We start from the raw sequence: 26,039 nt of genomic DNA on the forward strand, positions 1-26,039 counted from the left end.
AAATCGCGACTCATCACCAATTACCAACGCTTCAACAAACTACTTTCCCCCACTCAGAGTAAAATTTTGGGTAATAAGATCACCTGGACTCACCTTTGTATCAACATCACCTCCTTGGGCTGCCAAAAAAATGGCAAGCACGCAAGCCAGCTTAAAAATTAAAAAATACCGTATTTCAAAATTCCTTTAGAATCTCCTTTACCCAAGCTTGAACTCAAAAAAATAGGTAGCAATCTGTCATGAAAAAGAAGAATATCTTTCAAACCAAAAACCTCCTTTATGGCTTTGTGCCAATCCACGTTCTCAACCAAATGAATGTTTTAACCATTCACTTACGCAATGGAGATATGGCTGGCACAATCCTTGGCTTAATCAGTATTATTTTAGGAACCCAACGGCAGGAATCTCAAAAGCCCCCCTACCTTGCCTCGGCACAAGCCGATAAAAAAGCCGGGCATCGTCAACGGTAAGGTACCTACGCTATTGGCACCATAGATTTGCTTTATTCCTGCGGCTTATGCAGCTGTAAATTAGCTACTCATTTCTTGGCAATCATCGTTCTGGAGTTGGTAGTTACCTATCTATAAATGAACGGCTACTAGCCAGCGAGCTACTGAATAGTAAATTTGTGGTAAAATACATTTCTCCCTTCCAAAGTCAAACCCCATAATTTCAAGTGTACGAACTAAAAAACTAGCTATTTCCATGAAGCACATTGGCATCGGATTGCTTTGCGGTATGATTGGCTTCGTCGCCATCGCCTTGCTGGCATACTTCCTCATCCATAAATTCTCATCCAACACCCACGACCGAAGCGTTGAAGCAGCCATGAGTAGCATCTTTTTTTACGGGCCTGTTGGCTTTATAATTGCCTTCATTATTGGCTATCTATGGTCCAAAAACATTTTATGAAATAAACTACACATTATCGTTCAGGCTTTGTGCCTGAACTCGGTATAGGAATCCGAATCATTAACTTTTCTCTCTATGATTGCTTTTATTTTACAATACACCGAAAACGGGCGTAGTGGTACCATTACTTTTTCTAGCCCCGAAACAACCTTTGACATGTGGTACGAGTTTGCGGCGTCGCCTGCCTTAGTCATCATTGGCATCCCTACGCCCCAACACTGGGAGGCCCAAACAAAAACGCCTTTACCAACACGGGCCGCGCTCCTGGATCAAATCGCCAAACAGGTGATAAAAGATAAGGTGGGTAGTAACGGCTATCATCACGTTGATGACCATACGATCACCATTTTTACGGGTAAAAATCCTCGATAACGCGCGAGAAATAAAAGTACTGGCCCAGGTAGGACTTGGCACCAAAACCTACGGTAAAGCCCTGAATTACCTGGAAGATAAAAATGAAAAATCAGCCCGTAAGAAGCTAGTAAAAGTACCTTTTGTTTTACCTCGGAGGCAGGTACTTTCTGACTTACTTTAGCGCCCGCAGATCCCTCGGTAGTCGCAGTATTCACATACCTGGCGGTCGTTGGTTTGGCGGAAAGGTACCTGGGGGTCCAGCAGGCCACGGATGATCTGCCCCAGTAGCCGCTCCGACTCCCGCACAAACGCCACCGCGTCCCCACCCTCAATGAGCTCCACTTCGTTGGCCAGCAGCTTGTCGGGCTCCCGAAAGGAGTAAAAGCCCGACTGTACCTTGTAGGCCGCGGGCGAGTACGTCTGCCCGTTCAGGACCAGGCCGTCGCCGTCGAGCATCTGGCGGTACATCAGGTACTGGTACAGCCACAGCTGGCGCACGTAGCCCGCCTTCAGGTCCGGATCGGCGGCCAGGATGTGCTCTTTCTTGAGAGGGTCTTTCAGGTTGGTTTTGGCGCTGAAGGTCACGCTGCCGGTTTTGTAGTCCATTACGTACAAGGTACCTTCGTGGCTCAGTTCCACGCGGTCGATCTTCCCGCCCAGCTGTACAAGTACCTCTTCGCCCTCTACGTCAAGCCGCAGCTCGGCGCGCAGGGGCTGTTCGGCGGCAAGTACCTTTCGGCGGTTGGGCTGGGTCATCTGGTGGTTCAGAAAGGCCAGAATCTGCTGCTCCCCGATCTGGTAGTAGATCCGGTTAAGGCCCAGGTCGGTGACGTACCCCCGGAACTGTTCCTGAAATTGCTCCCAAAGTACCCCTTTGATCTGCTCTTCGGTGGGGTCCAGGCCGCGCAGGAAGTACGTTTGGTCCAGGTGCTCCAGGCTGGCGTGCAGCCAGGTACCTATTTTGTCCATCCCCAGGTCCTCCTCAATTTCCTCCCTTTCTTCTACGCCCACCAGGTGCTTGAAATAAAACTGCATCGAGCAGCGCGTCAGTTGGTTGAGGTGCGTGGGGTACAGCCCCTTGGTACCCAGGTGCGCCCGAATGGCCCGTAGCATGGGCTCGTCTTTGGGTACTTCGGTGTTACGCGCGGGGCTGGGTTTCTCTTCCAGCTCCACCACTTTGTTCAGAAACTGGATCTGTGGGTTATACTGCGTCAGCTCGTATTCCAGCTGCTGAATAAACCGGCTCTTTTCGCCGCCGCCGGGCGCATCCTGCGTATTGACATACAGCAAATGCACCTCCGAAGCCCGCTGCAGCAGCCGGTAAAAATGGTACGACATCACGGCCTCCTGGTGCTGGTGCGTGGGCAGCTCCACCTCCTGCGCTATATCAAACGGAATCAGGGAGTTTTGCTGCTTGGCCTGGGGCAAAGTACCTTCGTTGACCGACAGCACAATGACCCGCTCGAAGTCCAGCGCGCGGGTTTCGAGCATTCCCAGGAGCTGCAACGAGCTGATGGGCTCACCGCTGAAGGGGATGCGGGTCTGGCGGATGAGCTCGAACAAAAACGACCGCAGCGTGCGTAGCGTCAGCGGCTCGGAGCGCTCGGCCAGGGTTTGTTCAAACTGCTTGAGCAGCGTATAAAACAAATAGAGGTACTCGGTCTCGAGGGCATTCTTGTAGTCGCGGTAAACCTCCCGCAGCAGGTCGATGAGGCTGTAAAAAGCGTGAATCACCTGCGCAGCGTTGTCTTTTTCCCAGCGCGTAAAAAGTACCTTGAAGAGCTCGTGCTCGTCGCTGATCAGCAGCAGTTCGTCGGTGCTCAGAAAGACGCGGTTGTTGCTATTGATTTCGCGCAGGGTACGCTGGATGATCGTGAGGTTATCGGCAGCGCCGGGCTGAAGTACCACCTGCTCGTAGTGCCGGATGAAGGGGTGGTTGAGTACCTTGGTGATGGACTTGTGGTTAAACTTAGGGAGGCGCACCATCCGGCCCGTCTTGGTTCTGAACTCCGCCACGTTTTGCTGCAGCTCAAAAAGGCTATCGATGAGCGTGTAGAGCAGCGAGTTACGCAGCGAAAGCCCCATCGTCACGTTCAGCTCAGTCACGCCTTCGTCTAGCGAGTAGAGCATGGGCATCAGCAGGTTTTCGTCGGCCAGTACGATGGCCGTGGGTACGGGGCGCTCGGGGTCGTCGAGGCGTCGCATGTCGGCGTAGAGCTGCCCGGCCACCTTGGTTTGCAGGGTGGCGTTGGGTACGCCGTAGGTCGTGATGGTTTTGGCCGACGTCAGCAGCTGATCGCCCAGCCAGTTCCACTCGCCAAAAAGCGCCGACCGGCGGTACTCGCGCAGGCTCTGGCCCGCTTCCACGCCCAGGTTTTCGGTCAGGTAGTAGCGGTCGGTGTCCCAAAGTACCTCCGCGCGCCCGGCCTTTACCAGCGTCCGGATGATGACTTTTTCGGATTCGGTAAAGGCATTAAAGCCCGCGAAGTAGATTTTGTCGAAGTCGGTGCGGGCCAGCAGCAGGGCATCTACTTGCTCGGCCAGCTGCCGGTAGGCCATGCCCCGGTAGGCTTTGCCCTGGCGCGCCAGCCGCTCCCGAAAAGCCGCGTAGACTTTTTTGATATTTTCAAAAAGCGAGAAGTACTGCTTGGTACCGCCCGTGGCCGCCAGCGAACGGCCCGCGGGCAGGCTGTCTTGCCAACGCTCCACCGACTTGGCCTCGGAAAGGTAGTCGAAGAGGTAGTCGGTCCGGACCAGGTACTGGTCTATTTTGTCAAAGTCGCTCAGCAGCACCGACGCCCAGCCCATGAAGCGATCGAACTGCACACTGGGGTCAATTTCCTTGAAGGTTTCGTAGAGTTCAAAGAGCAAATTCACCGAGTCGGCCACTTCCAGGGTGCAGGCGCGCTCCACGAAGTCGTCGATGGCCTCCACCTGCGGGCTCACCAGCGGCGTATCGGTGGCTTGAGCCAGCTCCTGCTTCACGAAGAAAGCCGCCCGCCGCGTAGGTACCACAATGGCCACCCGCTCCAGCGAAACGCCGTGCTGAGCCAGTATATGCCGGGCCACCTGGGCCAAAAAAGAAATCATGCGTTGATCGATAGAGGTACCTGTAAATTCAGGTAAGCTGTTCTTTAAAATATTCGTTCAGGGTGGTACCCAATTGGACGGAGATCGTACCCCGGCGCTCGGGTTGGGCTTTGCCTTCCACCACGGCCTGGGTCATGGCCACAAAATGGCGCGTGACATCCGGCGTAAAACCCGCCTGCCGAAACGACGCCTCCCAGCTTTCGCGGGGTATGGGGGCTACGCTGACTTCCTGGGCCAGTACTTCAGCTAGCACCTGGGCTACGTCGCGGGCGCTGTATGCTTGCGGGCCGTCCACTTCGTAGATACCCGGCTCCCGGTTGGGGTTACTGATTAGATCGGCAATAAAGCCCGCTACATCCAGGGGTGAGGCCATCGGGATGGCGAGGTCTTCCGGAAAAAAAGTAGGTAAAGTACCTTGCTCCCGCACCGATTCCAGGTACATCAGCCAGTTGCTGTAGTAGTAAGCCGGCCGCACAAAGATCGGCTGGACGGGTAGCCCGGCCAAGGCCTGCTCCAGCTTGTAGGACATCAGCAGATTGCCGGTGCCGCTGGCGTGCTGAGCGCCCATCGACGACAACCCAACTACCTGGCGGATTCCCGTCGCCGCGATCACTTCTCGGTAGTTGGTCACGAGGGCGTCCGTCTCACCCATCACATCATCCGACGTCAGGCTTTCCGGCGTAAGTACCAAAAGCAGCTCGCCGCCTTCTACCGCTTTTTGCAATGCATTGGCGTCGAAGTAGTCGGCTATGCGTACTTCAACTCCCTTCTTTTCCAGCTCCGGGGCCTTGCTAGCGTCCCGAATGACGGCCCGTACGGGTACTTGTTTTTCAGCCAACGCCGCCACTACGGCGGAGCCTACTTGTCCGGAAGCTCCTAAGATTACATTCATAGCATAGTACGATTAGGCGTTCAACGGGTAGTAGGTACCTTCCATTTTTCCCAGCTTATCATCTTATTCATAACGGTACTTTTTGACTAAAAGTACCCTCGTCAATGCATCCGGTCGCCGCGTACTTCGAGTTTTTGCATGATGTCCGCTTCGACCGCCAGCCACTCCTTCCAGCGCTGCCGTACCTGCTCCTTGGGTACGTAGGCTTCGGCCAGCTCGATAAAAGTACGGTAATGCCCCGCCTCCGACACCATCAGCTCACGGTAAAATTTCCGCAGACTTTCGTCGGCCAGTTGCTCCGACAGCAGCTTGAAGCGCTCACAGCTACGGGCCTCAATCAGGGCGCAGCACAAAAGCTTGTCGAGCAGGGCGTCAAAGTAGTCGCCCTTGTGGCGCATAAACGGCTGGAGCTGCCGCACGTACTCGTCTTTGCGCTGGTGCCCGAGGGGAATATTACGCTTACGAAGCTCCTTAAGTACCCGTTGAAAATGCCCCCATTCCTCGGCCACGATGGGCGTAAGTACCTCCACGAGCAGGGTTTTCTCGGGATAATGCACAATCAGCGAAATACAGGCCGAGGCGGCCTTTTGCTCACAGTAAGCGTGGTCGATCAGAATATCCCCGATCCGCATTTCGGCGATATTCACCCAGCGCAGGTCGGTGGGTAGCTCGAGGCCCAGGGTTGTTAAAGACATAGGTATGGTTGGTAGGTACTTGATTGAGCGAGAAGAAAGTACCTTTTCGGCAAAGTACCTTGGTGTTCCTCGCTTCATTACAGAACATAAAGGTACAAAAGTTGAACCCCTTATAAAAAAGAAGTACCTGCTACTGGCTTCGAATGCTTTTGAAAGTCCCCAGGTACCTTTGCGTAGGTACCTAGTCAAATAGCGGCCAGCTGAGCCCAAAGCCAAAGGTACGGCGCAGCCCCAGGTAGCCGGGCGTGGTGTAGTAGCCCGGCCCGAGCAACCCTTCGTTGACATGCGACATTTTCAAAAACACCCGCACGCGCTTGATCCGGAACGTCGCGAAGACATCCGCCACGGCGTATTGATCTACCCGGAAATCATTCTGTATATGAAACTGCTGCGTGAGGGGCAGGTAGGCGTCGGCCAGGTAGGCCGATCGGTAGTGGACTGCCACACCCGCCCGTATAAAAAGTACCTTGGCGTAGGTAAAATCGTAGCTGATCTGGGCGTTGGCGAAGAGAGCCGGAATGCGAAGTACGTCGCTGTTGGAGCTGACCGTGTAGTAGCCCATGGCGAAGGCGTTCCACTTGTTCTGGCTCCAGCTGAAGGTACCCCCCAGGCGTAGCACACTGAACGAGCCGTTCAGCTGGCGCGGCAGGCCCAGCGTGTCGTAGTATAGGTAGCGCGTAATGAGCTGGTACTGCAGGGTAGGCTCCAGCTCCAGGTGCCGTACTTTGATGGGGATGGAGCCGTAGAGCGTGTTGGCCCCAGTAAGTGTAAAATTATTCTCCCAGCGCACATGATTGCTCACGTAGCGCTCCATGAGCAAATCCGGCGACCAGAACGACGTATGGTACCCCGCCCGAAACCAGCGCGTAGCCAGCTCGCCCTTCAGCCGGAAATCGCGGCCTATGAGGTGCTCGCCCTCGGCGGTGAGGTGTTGGGTAGAATCTTTGAGGTAGTAGCTCAGCCACAGCCCCAAAATGACTTTTTCAAAATGGCTGGTCCGGTACCTGCCCTGGACAGAATCCGTGAGGTTGTAGGTACCCTGCATGGAATAGAGCCGGTTGCGCATGTAGGCGCGGTAGGTAAAGCCCGAGAAAGTACCCTTGATGCCGATCCGGTTTTCGAGCAGCTTGTAATCGACCTGCTGGTAGGTCGCGGAGGTACTATCGAAGAGAATGCCCGGATAAATGCCGTTGGTAACGCCCTGAAGCGGCGAGGGATCGGTGTAGCGATTAATGACGCGGCGGTAGTCGAGCGTCTGGAACAACTGGAAGCCGTTGGCCAGGCGGTACTGGTGGTAGAGGTGGTACACATTGCGGCGCTCCCAGGAGCGGGCCTGGTCGTCGAGCCGGGCGGGGCCTTCGTAGTTGAACAAATCCAGGCCACCCGCCGCCGTGGAGTCCGGAATGAGCCCGCCCTGCTCTTTCACCTGGTGGTTGAGGTGGCGAAAATGCGCCAGCAACGTGTACTTTTTATTGGCAGAAAAATAGTTGGTATGCAGCAGGAAATTCCAATTTTGGGCCAGGTTGGATTCGGAGCCGAGGCTACTGTAGGTACCGTACTGCTTGTTGGAGGTGAAGCGTTGCAGCCGAAAGCCCACGTTGAGCCGCGGGTTGACGTTCTGATTAAAACCAAACCGAAGGATATTCTGCCCGCGCCCGCCGGCAATGTACGTCATGTCGGTGTAGGGAGAGCGGGTGTCGTGGTACTTCACCTCCTCGGGCTGGATGGCGTACGGATCGTAAGCCCGGAAGCCCAGCTGCGCGCCCACTTCGTCGCGCCCCTGGTAAAATACCGGCCGCGTAGCCGTGCCGAGGTTGCCCAAGTCCACGAGGCGGTTCAGGGCGCGGTCCAGGTAGGTCCAGCGGTGGAAGTTGTCCAGCAGTGTGTCTACCCGGAAGCGCAGGGAGTCGCGGTTGTTGAGGATGTCTTCTTCGTAGAAGTGCAGGGTCGTCTGGGGGCCGTAGATCGTCTTGGTGCTGTCGTCCAGCACGGCTCCCCCCATGTTTCCGCCCCCACCCAGGCCGCCCGGTACGCCGGAGGGCATTCGGATGCCGCCGGGTAGCTGCTGAGCCTGGACCACCGCGACGTTGAGTACATATAGTATTCCAAGAAAAAAAAGGGCCCCGTATTTCGTATTCTTCATAGCTCGTTTAGCGGCGCGGACGGTCTGGTAGCGAGGGTACTTTTATTACGTTTTGCAGCCATGCGTCGAAGCGCTGGGTGTCGTTCCCAAAATCCGTTTCAATGGGTACATACAGCCAGTGTGAGCCGAGCCCGGAGGTACTTTCCCCTTCCCGCAGTTTGACCATGTCCTTTTCCGTTGTGAGCACAAAAGTATCGCTTTTTACGTACTTACGAAGCCTCTCCTTGTCCGGCGCGCTGTAATTGTGATGATCGGGAAAAATCAACTCCTCTATAACGGAAAATCGCGCGCGGGCGTATTGCAAAAAAGGCTCCGGCTGCGCAATGCCCGCCACCACCACCACCGAGGGTACTTTGGCAGGTACCTCACCCGCCAGCGTGCGCGGCTCCGCGTACGTTACCGACGAAAAAAAAACGGGGGTACCTGGCGAGGTATACTGGCTGATTTTTTCTTTGATCATTTCTTGCTCAGCCTCTGACAAAGTACCTGGGCACTTGGTCACCACCACGGCGTCGGCCCGGCGGGCTCCACCCCGGGTTTCGCGCAGGCGGCCGGTAGGAAAGGGCTCGTCTTCGTAAAAAGGCCGCCGGTAGTCCGACAGCAGGATAGTCACGTCGGTTTGCAGGGCCCGGTGCTGGTAGGCGTCGTCGAGCAGCAGCAGGTTGAGTGCCGGAAAAAGCGCGTGCAGGCGCTGGGCGCCGAGCAGGCGGTCTTCGCAGACGGCCACTTGTACTTTTTCACCAAATTTCAGGTAATATTGCAGGGGTTCGTCGCCCAGCTCACGGGCTGTGGAGGTGGCATCGGCCAACCGAAAACCCCGGGTGGCGCGGCCGTAGCCCCGGCTCAGGGTAGCCAGCCGGTGGGTGTGGGCGTAGCGCCGGATGAGGTACTCCACCATCGGGGTTTTGCCGGTACCACCCACGGTGAGGTTGCCCACGCCCACGCTAAACAGCGGCGCGCGCTCCGACCGCATCCAACCCGCTTCGTACAGGGCATTCCTAGCCAGGGTAACGAGCCCATACAGCCCGGACAAGGGCCAGAAAAACGACCTAATTCCGCGCCGGATACTTAACGATTTCGCAGTATTTCGTATAAATTTCATATACTTGAAGTTCGTTTCCAATCTGACAACCCGCCCCGTATGGCCTTGAAAATTGAGTATCAGCCCTATACCTTACACTTTACATTTGAAGCAGGTACTTCCCGTGGTGTTTTGACTCAAAAAACTTCCTGGCTCCTACGCATTACCGACGAAGAACAACCCGGCATTCAGGGACTGGGTGAGTGCGGCCCGCTGAGCGGCCTCAGCGTGGACGCCATCCCGGATTTTGAACTACAGCTGGTGGCGGTTTGTCAATTGTTCAATAGCTTCGACCTGGAAGTTTTTCCTTTCAACCTACCCATCATTCTGCAGCAGGTCATCCCGGCGCACCTGCCCTCGGTTCGGTTCGGGGTGGAAATGGCGCTGCTCGACTTCATGAACGGCGGCCACAAAGTACCTTATCCCAACGCATTTTCCAAAGGTGAAAAACCGCTCCCGATCAATGGCCTGATCTGGATGGGTAGCCCGGACTTCATGACGGGGCAGATTGAGCAAAAACTGGCCGAAGGCTACACTACCCTCAAATTGAAGATAGGTGCCCTGGACTTTGAGGCCGAATGTACCCTTCTCGAGTCGCTGCGCAAGCGCTATTCGGCGAGCCAACTGACCCTTCGGCTGGACGCCAACGGGGCTTTTGACCCGGACGAAGCGCCCCAAAAGCTAGAACGCCTGGCGCAGTACGAGCTGCACTCCATCGAGCAGCCCATCCAGGCCGGCCAAACGGACCGCCTCGCCAAGTTGGTGCAAAGTACCCCCGTGCCCATTGCCCTGGACGAAGAGCTGATCGGGAAGTTTGACTACATGGAAAAATTCAACCTGCTGAAAAAAGTCCATGCGCCGTACATCATCCTGAAGCCTACCCTGCTGGGTGGTTTTCAGCACTGCCTCGAGTGGATCGAAATTGCCCAGCGGCTGTCCATCGGCTGGTGGATCACCTCGGCGCTGGAGTCCAACCTCGGCCTCAACGCCATTGCCCAATTCACCGCTCAGCAAGATCCCCAACTACCCCAGGGACTGGGTACGGGCCAACTCTACGAAAACAATTTTGCTTCCCCCCTGCATACCGCCCAGGGGTACCTGCACTACGCCCCCGCTGTCGCCTGGGACCTCTCGGCCCTGGAAAGTACCTGGATCAGCGTGTAGGTACCTGGTGTTTTTTTCAAAAGTACCTTAGGCCCAGGCCACGCCCTTGCGCAGCCAGGCCAGCGTGTCGGCTTCGGGCGAGTGGGGCTCCGGCTGGTGGTCATAGGCCCACTGCGCCTGGGGCGGCAGGCTCATCAGGATGGACTCGGTACGGCCGTTGGTTTCCAGGCCAAACTTGGTACCCCGGTCCCACACCAGGTTAAACTCCACGTAGCGGCCCCGCCGCAGGTACTGCCAGTTTTTTTCACGCTCGCCGTAGGGCTCGTCGCGGTACTTCTGCATCAGCTGCGTGTAGGTAGGAGCAAAGCTTTCTCCTACTTCTTGTACAAAAGCAAAAAGGGCTTCCTTGGTTGGTTGGGCCGGGTTGTCGGGAGTGGCAGGTTTGAGGTAGTCGAAAAAAATACCGCCCACGCCCCGCGTTTCCTGGCGGTGCGGAATGAAGAAATAATCGTCGGCCCAGGTCTTGAATTGGGGGTAATAGTCGGGATGGTGGCGGTCGCAGGCGGCCTTCAGCTGCGCGTGAAACCAGCGGGCGTCTTGCTCCACCACGTAGTGCGGCGTGAGGTCAATCCCCCCCCCAAACCAACAGGTACCGTTGCTGAGCTCAAAGTACCTTACGTTCATGTGAATGATGGGTACCCGCGGGCTGTGCGGGTGCATCACGATAGAAACGCCCGTAGCAAAAAAATGGACGTCGTCGGTATCCGCCAGTGCCATTTGCTGGCGCAAGCGCGGATGTACCTCGCCCCGCACGCCCGAAAAGTTCACGCCGCCTTTCTCGATCACGGCACCGTTCTGGATCAGTCGGGTGCGGCCGCCCCCGCCGGAGTGGTGCGTCCAGGCGTCTTCCCGGAAGGTACCTATACCGTCTTCGGCTTCCAGCGCCCGGCAAATAGTATCTTGTAATTTCTTAAAATAGGCTTCAATGGTCAATGCATCCATGCGGCAAAATGAATTGGTAAGCGAGTGGCAAATCTACGAGGAATAAAAACAGGATGCTTGAAATCGTAGTTTATGCTAGGATAAGCGCTTTAATCCTACCCGGCGTGGGAACAAAAGATCCTTAGCCGACTACGTACCCGGTGGGTACTTGAAGTACCCGCCACCAATGACCGATTCATGACCACAAGCTCAACTAAGACCCAACACTACCGGGCGATCATCCTGGGAGCCGGACAGGCCGGCAAACCTCTGGCGCTGGCGTTGGCCGAAGCCGGCTGGAAAACCGCCTTGGTGGAGCGTAAGTACCTGGGAGGTACCTGTATCAACTACGGCTGCACGCCCACCAAAACCCTGATTGCCTCGGCGGAAGTGGCGCAGCTGGCGCGGCGCGCGGCCGAGTACGGTGTCCGCACCGGCCCGGTGGAGGTAGACTACCAAGCCGTCAAGCGGCGAAAAGATGAGCTGGTGGCGCAGTTCCGTAAGGGCGTGGAAGAAAGCCTGGAAGCCGCCGAAAACCTGACCATCATCCGGGGCGAAGCGTCTTTTATGGGTCCCAAGCAGATCGAAGTACAAAGGCCGGAGCAAGGTACCTTGTCGCTCTCCGCCGACTGCCTGTTTATCGACTGCGGCACCAGCCCCGCTGCCCCCGCCCTGGACGGCCTCGACACCGTAGCGTGGCTTACCTCTACTTCCGTCATGGAGCTGGACGAGCTCCCCGAGCACCTGCTGATCTTGGGTGGCGGGTACATTGGCCTGGAGTTCGGGCAGCTGTTCCGGCGGCTGGGTAGCCGGGTGACGATCATCCAAAAAGGCCCGCAACTCCTGGAAAACGAAGATGCGGACGTAGCCGACTGCCTGGCGGACATCCTGCAAGAAGAGGGCATCGACCTGCTGCTTAATACTCAGGCCAAACGCGTGCAGCGTAGCGAATCAGGCCAGGTGGTACTTCATCTTTCGCAGGACGGTCAGACCCGGCAACGGACGGGCAGCCACCTGCTCGTAGCGACGGGAAGTACCCCCAACACGGCGGCGCTCCGCCTGGCCGAGGCGGGCATTGAGGTAGACGAAAAAGGGTACATCAACGTCAATGACCAATTGGAAACGACCCAACCCGGCGTATACGCCCTGGGCGACATCAAAGGTGGCCCGGCCTTTACGCATATTTCGTACGACGACTACCGCGTGGTGAGTCAGCATTTGCTTAAAAAAGGCCCGGCCACGATAAAAGACCGACAGGTACCTTATACGGTATTTACCGACCCGCAGCTGGGGCGGGTGGGCCTGAGCGAAAAGGAAGCCCGTGACCGGAAGCTGAACATCCTGCTGGCCCGCCTGCCCGTAAAAAGCGTGGCCCGCGCGCTGGAAACCAGCCGTACGGCTGGCCTGATGAAGGTAGTGATCGACGCCGACTCGGAGCAAATACTCGGGGCGGCCATCCTGGGAGCCGAGGGCGGGGAAATCATGTCCATGATCCAGATCGCCATGCTGGGGCAGCTCCCCTACTCCCGCCTGCGGGATGCCGTGCTGGCCCACCCAACCTGGGCCGAATCCCTCAATACGCTTTTCACAAGCCTGGAAAATTAATTCACTTCATCCATGAACGCCGTATGCATCAGGTAAAAGATACCCATTCAACCCCAAAAAACGAACTCGAAAGTACCCCCGCCATTGACCTCCGAACGTTGGCCGTCGTGGGCGACCAACGTACCTGCGCCTTGATTACGCAGGCGGGCGAGGTAGTTTGGTATTGTCCCACGAAGTTTGACAACCCATCGTTATTTGGCAAGCTCATTGGCGGCGAAGCGGCCGGGGCGTGGTACTTTTCGGCTCCCGATATGGTTTTCCAATCCCGCAAGTACCTGGGGGAGTCGGCCCTGCTCGAATCTACCTACGCGATCGACGGCGCTTCCTTTTGCGTACGCGACTGGATGCCGTTCATGGAAGAACCCGTCTTTGGGCTCATTCGGGAATTTTTCGCGCCCCCGCAGGACCTGACGGTGATGTTACGGGCCGCCCCGGATTACGGCCGGGCTGAGCCCGACTTTCAGGAGTACGATGACTACGTTCGGATTGGTGACGTAGGGTACTTTTACGCCTCGCATCCCTGGCACATCCACGGCGACTGTATCACGGTCACGATCCCGAAGGGGGAAAACGGCTACACCCTGCTCATGGACACCATGCTGATCGACGCCCTGAAAAATAAGATCGGTACCTGGTACAAGCACAGCCTGGAGCGCTGGGAAGATCTGGCCTCGCACATTCACTTTGAAGGCCCTTACCAGGAGCTGGTCAAAGATTCCATCCGGGCCATCCGGCTCATGAGCTATGCCCCTACGGGGGGCATCATCGCCGCTGCTACTACTTCCCTGCCCGAAGTACCCGGCGGCGAGCGCAACTACGACTACCGCTACGTGTGGCTGCGCGACGCCGGCATGATCGTGTCGGCGCTGATCTGGGCAGGTAGCGAGGGTACCGAAGAGCGAAGGTACCTCAGCTACATTTGTGACACGGCCCACCAGGTACCCAATTACTACCTGAAGCCCCTGTTTTCGGTGTCGCAAACTGAGGTACCCGGCGAAACCTACCTCGACTGGCCCGGCTACCTTGGCAGCCGCCCCGTGCGCGTGGGCAACGACGCCAACGACCAGCTACAGCTCGACTCCCTGGGTAACGTGCTGCTGGCGGCCGAGCTGATTTTTGACGCCTACGACACCCGCGAGCACTGGGCCATCTGCGAGCAGATCGCCGATTTTTTGTGCGAAAACTGGCAGGAAGCCGACCACGGCCTGTGGGAAGAAACCCAGCAGCACCACTATACCTGCGGCAAGGTGCTGGTGGCCGTCACTCTTGAAGCCATGACCAAGTACCAGGAAGACCCGGCCAAGCAGGAGAAATGGCGGCAAACGGCCCGGCAGGTACGCGAGTACATCGACACCCACTGCCTCACCAGCGACGGGGCCTACGCCGTATACGCCGGTAGCGAAGACGTAGACATATCAGCCGCGCTATTTCCGGTATGGTCGTATACGGAGGCGCTGGCCGACCCGATGGTGAAAACCATGGAGCGCATCGAGCAAGACTACTGCCGCGAAAACCTGTACTGGCGGCACCTGGTGGATGTCGATTCCGCGCAGGAGGGGGCTTTTCTGGCCAGTACCTTTTGGGTGGCGCAATACTACGTCCGGGCCCAAAAGTACCCCAAAGCCGAAGCCATCATCGAAGCCGCCCTCCAGTACACCACCGACCTGGGCTTTTTTGCCGAGGAGGTGGATCTGGACCACCGCCGCATGATGGGAAACATTCCACAAAGCTTTGTGCACGCGGCCTTCATTGACGCCGTGGTGGACCTGCGAAATGCCTACGCCAAGGAGTCGTTGGAAAGCCCGAATTAAATATTTTAACCGATGACCCTATTTTAGGCACTTAATTTATTTTTTGGCTGTTTGTGATCTTGGCTTTGTGATGGAGAATTCATTCCGGCTTAATTTGCCAGGGCCAAAGCTTGAGTTGGCACTTCGCATCGGGGCCTGGTATGTTTCCGATAAGTCAATAGGTAGAAAAATAGTTTTTTAGGGAATCAGCGCGTTACAAGGTATTTTTAAAAAATGAAACAACGTTTTAATTAAGTGATCAAAACTAAACTACACGACTCAGAATAGCGCCATTTTCCATGACGACACGATTGATTCATACCCTCTGTAGTGAGTTAACTAAAGCGCTGGGTAAAAAGAAAGAAGTTGCCAAACCCGACGCCATCTATGCCCTTTCCTACACACCCGGCGACTTACCGCGCTTCATCACCGACCTGATCGGAACGGCTCGTCAGTACGACCTGAACCTGGTCAAGAGTTACGTGGACCCAAAGCAACTCGAGGATCTGCTGACCAGGGCCCACTACCCCCTGCTCTACTTCGAGCAGGAATCCGACGCCATCGTTCCGGTGATAGCCGGAAAAAACCTTCGCGGCGAGGTACTTCGCCTCCGCATAGACCCCGACGGCAAGGCCCTAGCGGGGCCGCTTACGTCCCAGCAGCCCGTTACGGACCAAGACTCCGCCGACCGCTCCCTGCACGGCAAGGTACTTTACTTCACGGCTTTCCCGATGGAATCGCTGGTCAGTAACGACCAGACTACCGCCCAGAAAAAGCTGACGCCTTTCCAGCGCCTGATGCGGTTGCTGGGCAACGAAAAGAAGGACATCGGGTATATTTACCTCTATGCCATCGTGGTGGGGCTTATCAGCTTATCGCTGCCGCTGGGTATTCAGGCCATCATCAACCTCATAGCCGGGGGCATGGTGTTCAGCTCGGTGTACCTGCTGGTCGGGCTGGTAATCCTGGGGGTACTTGTTACGGGCATCATGCAGATCATCCAGATCACCCTGGTCGAGACGCTCCAGCAGCGGGTTTTTGCCAAAGCCGCCTTTGAATTCACCTACCGGATTCCCCGGGTACGTACCGAGTCGCTGCTCAACTACTACCCGCCGGAGCTGATGAATCGGTTTTTTGACATCCTGACCGTCCAAAAATCCCTTCCCAAAATCCTGATCGAAATCACCGGGGCGGCTTTACAGATTATTTTCGGGATCATCCTGCTTTCGTTTTACCACCCCTTTTTCATCGCCTTCGGCCTCTTCATTTTTCTGCTGGTAGCGTTGATCATTTACTTCAACGGACCAAAAGGATTGGAAACCAGCCTGGTGGAGTCAAAGTACAAGTACAAGGTAGCTCAGTGGCTGGAAGACATCGCCCGCTCGCTTTATTCCTTCAAGATGGCGGGCAATTCCAACCTACCCATGGACAAAATGGACGGGCTCGTGAACAAGTACCTGACCTACCGCAAAAAGCATTTCAGCATTCTGGTTACCTTTTTCTGGAATGCCGTGGGCTTCAAAACGGCCGTCATCGGTGGTTTGTTGATTCTGGGTACGGTACTGGTCATCGACCGGCAAATTTCGCTGGGTCAGTTTGTGGCCTCCGAAATCGTGATCGTATTGCTCACCAGCTCCGTGGAGAAGCTCATCCTGAGCATCGACGTGGTGTTTGATTCGCTCACGGCCGTAGAAAAGCTGGGGTCCGTCACGGACCTACCTCTCGAGCGGGAATCCGGCTTCAACTTTAAGCCCGAAAACCAACGCCAGGGGCTCAACCTGCAAGTATCTAACCTCCGCTACCGCTACGACTCCGAGAGCCGCTACGTGCTGGATGACCTTACCTTTGGGCTGGAAGCGCAACGGCATTTGTGCATCACGGGGACCAATGGCTCCGGAAAAAACACCCTGCTCAAGGTACTTTCGGGCTTGCTGACCAGCTACGAAGGGGGTATCACCTACAACGGTATTTCGCTCCGCGACCTCAACATCGCCAGCCTGCGCAACTACATCGAAAAGAATATTTCCAACGACGATATTTTTGAAGGGACGATTCTCGAGAACATTACGATGGGGCGCAAGGAAATCACCCTCACCGACCTGGAATGGGTGCTGGACCAACTCCAGCTCTCCGACCAGCTCAGTAAGTTTCCCGAAGGGCTCTCTACCCTGATGGTACCCGGCGGGCGGCGCTTTTCGGATAGCTTCATTACCAAAGTAATTATTGCGCGCTGCATCATTCACAAGCCGCGGCTGCTGATGATCACCGACCTGCTCCAAAACCTGGAGCGGCCCGAGCGGGTCCGGTTGATCCGTTTCCTGACCGACCGGCAAAACCCCTGGTCGCTGCTGATCCTGTCCAATGACCCCCTGATCATGTCCATCTGTGACGAGGTGATGGTACTCAAAGGGGGGAGTATCGTGGTGAAAGGTACCTACGAAGAAGTGCAGGAAAACCCCGAGTATAAGAAATCGATTCAGTACGAAATTCAAAACTAGGCCCTAAGTAGTATGCTGAATATATCGCGTCATCGTGTGAAAGATGAGGTACTTGATAAATACAATCTTCACGCCTTAAGTACCCTAAGTACCCCCCGAACGGGAATTGTCTTTGCCCGCTGGATTCAGGTGATCGTGGTGGTGTTGCTGCTCACCCTCTTCCTGCCCTGGCAACAAAACATCAACGGCACCGGCAGCGTAACGGCCTTCGGCCCCCAGGATCGTCCCCAGACCATCCAGAATATCATTGCCGGGCGGATCGAAAAATGGTACGTCAACGAGGGGGACCTCGTGGCCAAGGGCGATACCATCCTGGCCATTTCCGAAACAAAAGATGAGTACTTCGACCCGCAGGTTCTTCAGCGTACGCAGGAGCAGGTGGATGCCAAGCGGGCGGGCATTGTGGGCTACCGCAACAAGATCACCGCCCTGGATCAGCAGCTGACTGCCCTGCGGGAAGGGCTGCAATTCAGCCTGCAAAAAGCCCGAAACAAGGTATCTCAGGGGCGTCTTAAAGTAATCAGCGACAGTACCGACCTCGTGGCCCTGCGTACCAACTACCAAATCTCGAACGACCGCCTCGAACGCTTCGAGCGCGGCTACAAGGACGGGCTTTTCTCTTTAACCGATCTCGAAACACGCCGCCTGAAGGTACAGGAGGAGTCGGCCAAGGTAATTTCGCTGGAAAATAAATTGGAGACTTCGCGGCAGGAGCTCCTCAACGCCCGCATCGAGCTGAGCTCGGTCACGGCCGAGTACCAGGATAAAATCGCCAAGGCCAACTCCGACCGCAGCTCGGCGGTATCGAGCCTGGCCGAAGCCGAGGCCGAACTTTCCAAACTTCAGAATAAGTACGCCAGCATTGAAGTGCGCCAAAATCAGTACTACATCCGGGCTCCGCAGGACGGGTACATTGTACGGGCCATGAAAGCCGGCCTGGGCGAAAATATCAAGGAGGGGGAGTCGGTGGCTACGCTGCAGCCCGCCAATCCGGTGCAGGCCGTGGAGTTGTACATCCGGCCCATGGATGTGCCCCTGGTGAGTACGGGCCGCGAAGTGCGGCTGGAGTTTGACGGCTGGCCCGCGCTGCAGTTTTCGGGCTGGCCCGGCGTGTCGGTGGGTACTTTTGGCGGGGTTGTCGAGGTCGTAGACCGCGTCAATAGCGTCAGTGGGCAATACCGGCTGCTGGTACGCCCCAAAAAAGGCGAAGAGTGGCCGCAGGCCATTCGGCAAGGCTCGGGCGTTTACGGCTGGGTGATGCTCAACGACGTGCCGGTGTGGTACGAGATCTGGCGGCAGCTCAACGGTTTCCCACCCGATTTAAACCAAAAAGAAATTCAGAAAATTACGTCTAAATCAACGGCCGGCGATAAATAAAATAGAAGTAAACCATGGTTCGTACGATCTGTTTTGGACTCCTTGTGTGGCTAAGCGTAGGGAAGGTAGATGCTCAGGATACCTCGCAGGTATTTTCCTATGGTACCTTTTATGCACAACTCCTGCACCACCACCCCCTTGTCAAGCAAAGCAACCTCATATCGGAAAGCGCCCGGCGCGAGCTGCTCATAGCCCGCGGGGGCTTTGACCCTACGCTTCAAGGTTCCTTTGACCGTAAAGTGTACAAAGCGCGGGAATATTTCAACCGCAGCGATTTTTTCCTGAAAGTACCCGTCTGGCTGGGCGGTGCCGACCTCAAAGTAGGCTACGACCGCAACGTGGGCGTGACCCTCAGCGACGACATCCGCACCGGCCCCGAAGGCATTACGTACCTGGGCTTTCAGGTACCCATCGGGCAGGGGTTGCTGATCGACTACCGCCGCGCCACGCTCAAGCAGGCGGCTATATTTCAGGACATGGCGGACGCCGAGCGGGTCAAGGTCATCAACAAAGTAGTGCTCACCGCCACCAAAGACTACTGGGACTGGTACTTTACCTACCAGCAGTACCTGTTAGCCAGCGAGTTTTACCAACTAGCCAACGTACGCTTTCAAGGTACCCGGCAGCGCTCGCTGATTGGCGACCTGGCCTCCATTGACACCACCGAAGCGCTGGTCACGCTGCAAGAGCGGGAGGTGTCGCTCGAGCAGGCCCGGCTCGACTTGCAAAACGCCCGGCTGATCCTCTCCAACCACCTTTGGGGCGAGTCGGAGCAGCCGCTGGAGCTGCCCGAAACGGCCGTTCCCCAAAGTACCCTGGGTCGCGTGATCGAACCCGCCGAGCTCAACGACCTCATCCTGCTGGCCCGCCAGCGGCACCCCGAGATCATCAAGTATGACTTCAAGCGCCAGCAGCTACAGATCGACGAGCGGCTGGGCCGCGAGATGCTCAAACCTTCGCTCAACGTCAATGCCGCTGCCCTGTACCAGGGGCGCTTTTTCAACGGGCAGGAAACCCGCACGGGCATCCCGTACCTGAATAATAACTACAAGCTGAGCTTCGATCTCTACTACCCGCTTTTGCTGCGCAAAGAACGCGGCAAGCTCCAGCAGACGCGCATCAAACTCCTGCAAAATGACCTGGAGCAGGCACAGGTACAGCGCGAGATCAACAACGAGATCAACGCCGCCTACAACGAGGTGAAGACCTACGAAAATCAGATCAATACCCAGCTCCGCTCCGTGGCCAACCAGGAAATTTTGTTGCGCGCCGAGCTCCAAAAACTGGAAATGGGCGAAAGCTCGTTGTTTTTGGTCAATGCGCGCGAGTCGAAACTCAACGAGTCGCGGGTGAAGGTGGCGTCGCTGAAAGCCAAGTACGAGAAAACCCTGGCGACGCTGCTCTTTGCGGCCGGACTTTCCGGCTGGGAGTAGCCGGTACTTGGAGCGGCTACGGGAGGTGGGGTACTTACTGGCTACGCCAAAAGGATTTATATCATTTAAATCCCGGCGGATATTCACGTACTTTGCGCCCGGTTTTTAAAGTACTGCCTGATTTTTCCCATGCTACGAATTATATTTTTCCTTTTCATTCTTTCAAGTACCTACCTGGGCTACGGCCAGGCCCTCACGTCCACCCTCCGGGGCACCGTAACGGACCTGGATACCGGGCAGCCGCTCCCCACGGCCAGCGTGCAGTTGCTCAATACCCGCTACGGTACCCAAACTACCCCCGAAGGTACCTTTCGTTTTGATCAACTACCCGTCGGTCGTTACACGCTGGTGGTTTCGTTTTTGGGGTATCAACCCTTCATCCTGCCCGAGCTGCTGCTCGAGTCGGGCAAGGAGCAGGTACTTAGCGTACAGCTGACGCCCCAAAGTACCCAACTACCCGAGGCCACGGTTAGTACCACGCGGCCCGTGGCCGTCAACAGCGTGCAGGCCATTACTACCGAGCAAACCCTGCGCTACGCCGCCACCTACCTCGACCCCGCCCGCGTGGCGACGTCCTTCCCCGGCGTAGCCGCCGCCAACGACCAGGCCAACGGACTGGTGATCCGGGGCAACTCGCCCAACGGGATGCAATGGCGGCTGGAAGGCGTCGAGATCGTGAACCCCAACCACCTCTCCAACGCAGGTACCTTCAGCGACCGTCCCACCCAGACGGGCGGTGGCGTCAATATCCTGAGTACCCAGCTGCTGGGTACTTCTTACTTTTTGTCGGGGGCTTTTCCGGCCGAGTACGGCAACGCGCTCTCGGGGGTACTTGACATGAAGCTGCGCCCCGGCAACAACGAAAAAACCGAATTTACCGCCCAGGCGGGCCTCATCGGGCTCGACCTGGCCGCCGAAGGGCCTTTATCCAAAAATTCTAAAGCCTCCTACCTCATCAACTACCGCTACTCCTTCACGGGGCTGCTGGGCGCACTGGGCGTTACCTTCGGGGGCGAAGACATTCGTTTTCAGGATTTATCCTTTAACCTACACCTACCCACGGCCAAGGCGGGTACTTTCACGGTATTTGGGCTGGGCGGCTACAGCAGCAACGTCTTCAACGCCGAGCGCGACACGAGCCTTTGGGTTAATCAGAAAGACAGCTACGATATTTTGTACAAAAACCGCATGGGTGCAGCGGGCGCTACCCACAGCGTGTCGCTGGGCCGCCACGCCAGCCTCCGCACGGTGCTGGTGGCCTCGGGACTGCGGAGCCGCCGGGAGGGGTACTTGCTCGCGCCCTCGGACCTCGCGCAGCGCAATCTCGTGGAGGAGGATGAAGTAGAAAAAAGCCGCCTCTCACTCTCCTCTACCCTTACCCAACGCCTGGGCGAAGCACACCGCCTCAAAGCGGGTGTTTTTCTCACCTACCAAAAAGACCGACTGCTGTCGGGTGGTCTTTCCCGCGTAGAAGGTACTTTGACGGGGGTCATCGTACAGCCCTACGCCTCCTGGCAATGGCAGCTCGCCCCCCGGCTGAGCTCGGACGTGGGCCTGCATTACCTTCACTATACGTTCAACAACACGCAGTCGGTGGAGCCAAGGGCTTCGTTGCGCTGGCAAACTACCCCGCGGCAGGCCGTGAGTTTCTCGTACGGGCTGCATAGCCAGCTGCAGTTGCCTCAGGTGTACCTAACCCACGGGTATATTGTAGGTACCCCACACAACCGCGCCCTGGCACCTACGCGGGCGCACCACCTGGTACTGGGCTACCAGTACACCTGGCCGTCGGGGAGTAGCCTGAAGCTGGAGGGGTACCTGCAGTCGTACTTCAAAGTACCCGTAGCACCCATGGATGGTACTTTCTCAGTTCTGAATCTGATTGAAACCAGTTTCTACCACAACCTCACCAACGTCGGCACGGGGCGCAACTACGGCCTGGAATTTACGTACCAAAAGTACCTCACCGACTTCTACTACCTGCTGGTGTCAGGCTCGCTCTACGACGCCACCTACGTGGGCAGCGACGGCCAGCGGCGAAGTACCCGCTTCAACGGCAACCACACGCTTACGTTTACAGGAGGTAAAGAGTTCAAAACCAATCGCCAGGGTACGTGGGGGCTCAACGGCCGCCTGCTGTGGTTTGGGGGCTTCCGCGACACGCCCATCGACGCCGCGGCCTCGCAAACGGAGCAGCGCACCATCTACCGTACCGAGCAGGCTTTTACGCTAAAAATGAAGGATTACTTCCGGCCCGACCTGCGGATTTATTGGAAGAAAAACAAAAGTACCTACAACCGCACGCTGTCGCTGGATCTGCAAAATGTTTCCAACACCCAGAACGAGGCCTTTAGCTACTACGACACCTACCAGCGACGCGTGGTACCTACCTACCAGCTGGGGCTGATCCCGGTGCTGAGCTACCGCTGGGAATTTTAACAAAACCAAGTACCTGCCGGAACTTTCTGCGAGGTACTTTTGTACTAAATACCGGTGGCAAAAAGTACCTTTGTTAGGAAGGTACTTTGCCGCCGATGAATACTACCAATCCAACTTACGGGGGCGACCGGTATTGACAGCGGGTTGGAAGTCTGTGTATAAGCATGTCGGGAGTTGAGGGTACCTCCCGTTAATCAATGCCTTTCAAACAATAACTGGCGAATCTAACTACGCCATGGCTGCCTAATCCGGAGAGATTAAGCTAATGCCATCATCCCTCCAACCTACGTGCTGATGGTTGGGCTCCGGGGTGTCGACAAACAGCACTGGTTGGTATAGCGGTACGGAAAGCCAACGAGAACCTAGTACCTAAGGCTATGATGAAGGTCCGCCGCGTACCTTGTCAGGCTCGAAAACCGAATCACGGATAAACATGTAGAAGGCGCAGGGTTTCCCTGATCTGGACGAGGGTTCGAATCCCTCCGTCTCCACAGTAAAGGCTGCAAATCAATTACTTACAGGGTTTGCACACATTTTTGCACACAAAAAAGCACTGAGCGATTCGACTCGGTGCTTTTTCATTTTGATACCTCAGATTTAAAAGTACCCTATCACCTTAACCCATTTCTTATTTTTCCACGGCTGGTTGCAGAGAATTGGTAAATTGAGGCTTTAAATAATGACCGAAACGCATTCTTGAAATGTACTCATGTTGACCGGTAAAGAGCTATTCGAGAAATACCGACAGCTGGGCCTCCAGGCCGGTCCCGGTACCGAAGCGTCTCAGTATGCAGGCACCTTGTTTTGTGGTATGATAATACAGGGGGAAGCGGCCGTATTTAGGCTCTTGGAGGAAGCCGAGGCAAAGGGAAATAAACTGGCGTTGACTTTTCCCTTACCTTTTGAAAAAGGACCATCGGAGCCTTCCGGACTTGCTTTGGAGGACTGATTGGTGAAAGGCGGATTTATTCCGTAGTTCAGGCTGATCGAATCATACGAGTCTCGGTTTACCTTCATTTTACGTTGTGCCAGATTCAGGTACGGTTAAGGTCTGATTTCAAATCTGAGCTTATTGCCGGGCCGAAAGTAAGCTTCTTAATTTTCTGCAAGTCTGCGGGAAAACCCAATCCGGGCCTCAGAAGGGGTTTTTATCCAAAATGATAAAAATTCAAGCAACCGGCCGAGGGTCGTGGAAGCAATCTTCTACCATAACTCAGCCCGGTCGGAGCGACAAGCCCGCGGATCCTGGGCTCTAATCAGACTCCTTTTTCAGTCCGCCTGATTACCAAGCGTTTCAGGCAATCCTGATCGTAGCACTACGCCCCTGGCCTGAAGCCTGCTTGACTTCAAGGTTTGAGCTTTTTCAAATTTTCCTGAAAAAGCAGGGAAATTCAGACCTTAAACCTGCTTGACCTCAAAGGGTACCGTTTCAAGCGCGACCCTTTGAGAGGGCTTAAGTATTTTCCCGGCAAAACCCGGAAAATTAAAAAGAGCCTACGGCGGCCGTTTATGGCTACCGTAGGCTCTTAGCTCAATCAACGGCCTAGGTGTAATCTTTCCAGTTCCTTCGCGTGTCCAATCAACCGGCGGTACATGAACAGGTAGTTGGCTTTTTCAGATGCATCACCCTCGGCGGCAACGGCATCTTCAAGCATATTCCAAAGACTTTGCTCAAAAAATTCATAATCATCATGTGCATCGAAAAACGCCTTGGTGAGTTTCTCGTATTTCCGCAGCCGCTCCATGGCCAGCTCTTCCGCGGTGGGTTCAGCAATTACCTCTTCCTGCTCCTCGGGCTCTTCTTCAACCGCTAAAATGTGGGTACCTGGCAGAGCCCTTCCATCTAAGATTTCCGCCCTTTCAAGATGAGGGTGGGCAAGTAGCTCATGGATTGCGACAAGGTACTCTTTAATACCATCCACCGCCAAACCGGCCGCTTTGTCCAGCAACTTCTTCTTCGGAAGGTTCTCTTCGGCCAGATCTTCCTCGACTACCTTCATGTACTTGACGATACAGCTACCAATACCGCCCCCCTCTTTGATGTCGGCCAGGGTCTCGGTGGTCATTTCACCGATCCGGAACTCGGGCCAGCGGGAAAGCAATTCATTGAGCTGATCGTAAAGATCGGCGGTAGGCGTTCCTCCGCCTACCTCTTCCTGTTGGTTGGCTGCGGGTGTCTTCATCGGCTGCTCAGCCTGGTTTTGTTGTTCTTCGTGAGGTTGGTTGGTTTTCATAAAATGAATGGTAAAAAGGTGAAAAATTAGACAATAAGATCCTGATCGCTCATCGAACGGATGGCGTTGATTATTAAATATTAGGAAGTGCTAGGGTACTTTCGTGTTGGTGGCTAGGCCAGCTGCATCTGCTTGGCCAGGGCATCACTGTTCACGACAATGTAGGCCTTTGCCTCCTCGATCTTCCTCCATCCCATGATCTCCACCGCATAAATCGGATTGATCATCTTGACGTTGAGGAGCAGGTTGGCCATGGTCTTTCGAGCCGTATGGAAGCGGATTTTCTTGCGGATTCCGCTCATCACCATCAACGTATTGAGCATGGTACCCATCCTGGGTAGATTGAAAGGAAGCTTCTCAATGCCACCGTACGCTTCGATTATATCCAGGGCGGGCTGCTGCATGGGTACCCGGTATAGGGTGCCGGTTTTACGCCGTTTGCCAATGAGGAATAGGCCCGAGCGCATCTGTACTAATTCCGCAGGCTGAATGTCCTTCGGACTTTCTGCCATCCTGATTTGATAATCGCGGGTTTTGGAGTTGAGTAGCATATAATCCCCGATTGAAAGCCCGGTATAGCAGCAGAAGACAAAGGCATTCCGGTAGTCATTGATTTCGCCAAACAGGTCCAGGTTTCGAAGCCTTTCCAGCTCCTCTTCTTCCAGCCAGACCATATTGGGGGCTTTATCAATCTTGATACCCTTAACCTTTTTGCAAGGGTTGTCTTTCACTTCATCCTTTTCCTGGGCATAGGTAAAAACCATACTGACCACATTCATCAACCGGCCGACGTAACCGGGCTCATAGCTGCGGAGCAGGTAGGTCTGAATGCTTGAAATATCGTTGGCGGTGAAATTACGGATTGGCTTTTTGTAATGTCCTAGCTCTTTCAGGCTGAGGCCAACGCAGGTCATGTAGCGCTTCCTTAATTTATAGGTACCGCTGGATATGGTTTTCCCAACCAGGTGTTCCTGATCCTTGATGAAGCCTTCAAAAACCTCCAAGTACGTTTTGGGTAGGGGGCCATCCTGCTTTTTCTTGCCGACGCGGGAAAATACCTCGACTACCGCATGTTCCAGATCCCTGGTTGTAAATATATGCTCTTGCTCTTCATACTCGCTCAGGACGCGGCTAATCTCCTTGCGGATGCGCAGCATAAAATCAAGAGTCTCGAAGTACAGCGTACACTTCTCGGTAGGCATCTGGGTTTTTGAGTCGAACTCGTCAGGGAACATTTCCAGGGCCTTGACTGAAACCGGTAGCTGGCGGCCGTTGACTTTGACCCGGACGTAGAAGATACCACGTTTGCCGGGTACCTTAGAGGGTCGAACGTAGAAATAAGGTTTTATTGAACTGAGCATCATACTTGAAATAGATTTTAGGTAAGCGTTCTATTGTCACACATCATATG

Annotated in this window: 18 protein-coding genes and 1 other RNA gene; 11 read left to right on the top strand and 8 right to left on the bottom strand. The window is 55.5% G+C overall.

Annotated features, from left to right (window positions below; all coding sequences use genetic code 11):
• The first annotated feature begins 239 nt into the window (after positions 1-239).
• From HNQ92_RS08315 to HNQ92_RS08325, 3 genes are all read left to right on the top strand, one after another.
• The gene (locus tag HNQ92_RS08315; RefSeq protein WP_184173050.1) at positions 240-470 is read left to right on the top strand and encodes a hypothetical protein; all 231 of its coding nucleotides are present in this window, start codon (positions 240-242) and stop codon (positions 468-470) included.
• A 235-nt stretch (positions 471-705) separates the two neighbouring features.
• Positions 706-912: a hypothetical protein gene (locus HNQ92_RS08320; RefSeq protein ID WP_184173052.1), complete on the top strand. Its 207-nt coding sequence runs from the start codon at positions 706-708 to the stop codon at positions 910-912.
• 75 nt (positions 913-987) lie between these two features.
• Complete coding sequence (locus tag HNQ92_RS08325; RefSeq protein ID WP_184173053.1) at positions 988-1,284, top strand: hypothetical protein; 297 nt, start codon at positions 988-990, stop codon at positions 1,282-1,284.
• A gap of 159 nt (positions 1,285-1,443) precedes the next feature.
• Here the strand turns inward: HNQ92_RS08325 and HNQ92_RS08330 are convergent, their stop codons facing one another.
• The 5 genes from HNQ92_RS08330 to lpxK all read right to left on the bottom strand — a co-directional run bounded on the left by HNQ92_RS08330 (position 1,444) and on the right by lpxK (position 9,188).
• The gene (locus tag HNQ92_RS08330; RefSeq protein ID WP_184173055.1) at positions 1,444-4,356 is read right to left on the bottom strand and encodes a PD-(D/E)XK nuclease family protein; all 2,913 of its coding nucleotides are present in this window, start codon (positions 4,354-4,356) and stop codon (positions 1,444-1,446) included.
• 28 nt (positions 4,357-4,384) lie between these two features.
• Positions 4,385-5,248 (bottom strand): NmrA family NAD(P)-binding protein, encoded by an 864-nt coding sequence (locus HNQ92_RS08335; RefSeq protein ID WP_184173057.1) that lies wholly within the window; start codon positions 5,246-5,248, stop codon positions 4,385-4,387.
• Between the two features lie 101 nt (positions 5,249-5,349).
• On the bottom strand, positions 5,350-5,943 hold the full coding sequence (locus HNQ92_RS08340; protein ID WP_184173059.1) for a MiaE family protein: 594 nt from the start codon (positions 5,941-5,943) through the stop codon (positions 5,350-5,352).
• Between the two features lie 181 nt (positions 5,944-6,124).
• The gene (locus tag HNQ92_RS08345) at positions 6,125-8,086 is read right to left on the bottom strand and encodes a putative porin (RefSeq protein WP_246439803.1); all 1,962 of its coding nucleotides are present in this window, start codon (positions 8,084-8,086) and stop codon (positions 6,125-6,127) included.
• Positions 8,087-8,093: 7 nt separating this feature from the next.
• On the bottom strand, positions 8,094-9,188 hold the full coding sequence (gene lpxK, locus HNQ92_RS08350; RefSeq protein WP_184173061.1) for a tetraacyldisaccharide 4'-kinase: 1,095 nt from the start codon (positions 9,186-9,188) through the stop codon (positions 8,094-8,096).
• Positions 9,189-9,227: 39 nt separating this feature from the next.
• Between lpxK and menC the strand changes: the two genes are divergently transcribed.
• The gene (menC, locus tag HNQ92_RS08355; RefSeq protein WP_184173063.1) at positions 9,228-10,331 is read left to right on the top strand and encodes an o-succinylbenzoate synthase; all 1,104 of its coding nucleotides are present in this window, start codon (positions 9,228-9,230) and stop codon (positions 10,329-10,331) included.
• Positions 10,332-10,358: 27 nt separating this feature from the next.
• Here the strand turns inward: menC and hemF are convergent, their stop codons facing one another.
• Entirely contained in the window at positions 10,359-11,273 is a 915-nt protein-coding gene (gene hemF / locus HNQ92_RS08360) for an oxygen-dependent coproporphyrinogen oxidase (protein ID WP_184173065.1), read from the bottom strand.
• Positions 11,274-11,450: 177 nt separating this feature from the next.
• On the opposite strand from hemF, the gene HNQ92_RS08365 reads away from it, so the two are divergent.
• The 7 genes from HNQ92_RS08365 (at position 11,451) to ssrA (ending at position 22,888) form a co-directional block, all read left to right on the top strand.
• A complete protein-coding gene (locus HNQ92_RS08365; protein ID WP_184173067.1) occupies positions 11,451-12,857 on the top strand; it encodes a mercuric reductase in 1,407 nt (468 codons plus the stop codon).
• Between the two features lie 23 nt (positions 12,858-12,880).
• Positions 12,881-14,668 (top strand): glycoside hydrolase family 15 protein, encoded by a 1,788-nt coding sequence (locus tag HNQ92_RS08370; protein WP_184173069.1) that lies wholly within the window; start codon positions 12,881-12,883, stop codon positions 14,666-14,668.
• Positions 14,669-14,946: 278 nt separating this feature from the next.
• On the top strand, positions 14,947-17,145 hold the full coding sequence (locus HNQ92_RS08375; RefSeq protein WP_184173071.1) for a peptidase domain-containing ABC transporter: 2,199 nt from the start codon (positions 14,947-14,949) through the stop codon (positions 17,143-17,145).
• A 12-nt stretch (positions 17,146-17,157) separates the two neighbouring features.
• A complete protein-coding gene (locus tag HNQ92_RS08380) occupies positions 17,158-18,522 on the top strand; it encodes an HlyD family secretion protein (protein ID WP_184173073.1) in 1,365 nt (454 codons plus the stop codon).
• A 14-nt stretch (positions 18,523-18,536) separates the two neighbouring features.
• Positions 18,537-19,955, top strand: a complete 1,419-nt coding sequence (locus HNQ92_RS08385) for a TolC family protein (protein ID WP_184173075.1) — start codon at positions 18,537-18,539, stop codon at positions 19,953-19,955.
• Positions 19,956-20,084: 129 nt separating this feature from the next.
• On the top strand, positions 20,085-22,394 hold the full coding sequence (locus HNQ92_RS08390) for a TonB-dependent receptor (RefSeq protein WP_184173077.1): 2,310 nt from the start codon (positions 20,085-20,087) through the stop codon (positions 22,392-22,394).
• A gap of 119 nt (positions 22,395-22,513) precedes the next feature.
• Positions 22,514-22,888: a transfer-messenger RNA gene (gene ssrA, locus HNQ92_RS08395) on the top strand.
• Between the two features lie 1,041 nt (positions 22,889-23,929).
• Here the strand turns inward: ssrA and HNQ92_RS08400 are convergent.
• Entirely contained in the window at positions 23,930-24,628 is a 699-nt protein-coding gene (locus tag HNQ92_RS08400) for a hypothetical protein (protein WP_184173079.1), read from the bottom strand.
• A 113-nt stretch (positions 24,629-24,741) separates the two neighbouring features.
• Positions 24,742-25,992, bottom strand: coding sequence for a site-specific integrase (locus HNQ92_RS08405; protein ID WP_184173082.1), 1,251 nt, complete (start codon positions 25,990-25,992; stop codon positions 24,742-24,744).
• Positions 25,993-26,039: the final 47 nt, after the last annotated feature.

This window comes from Rhabdobacter roseus (assembly GCF_014202275.1).
Classification (GTDB): domain Bacteria; phylum Bacteroidota; class Bacteroidia; order Cytophagales; family Spirosomataceae; genus Rhabdobacter; species Rhabdobacter roseus.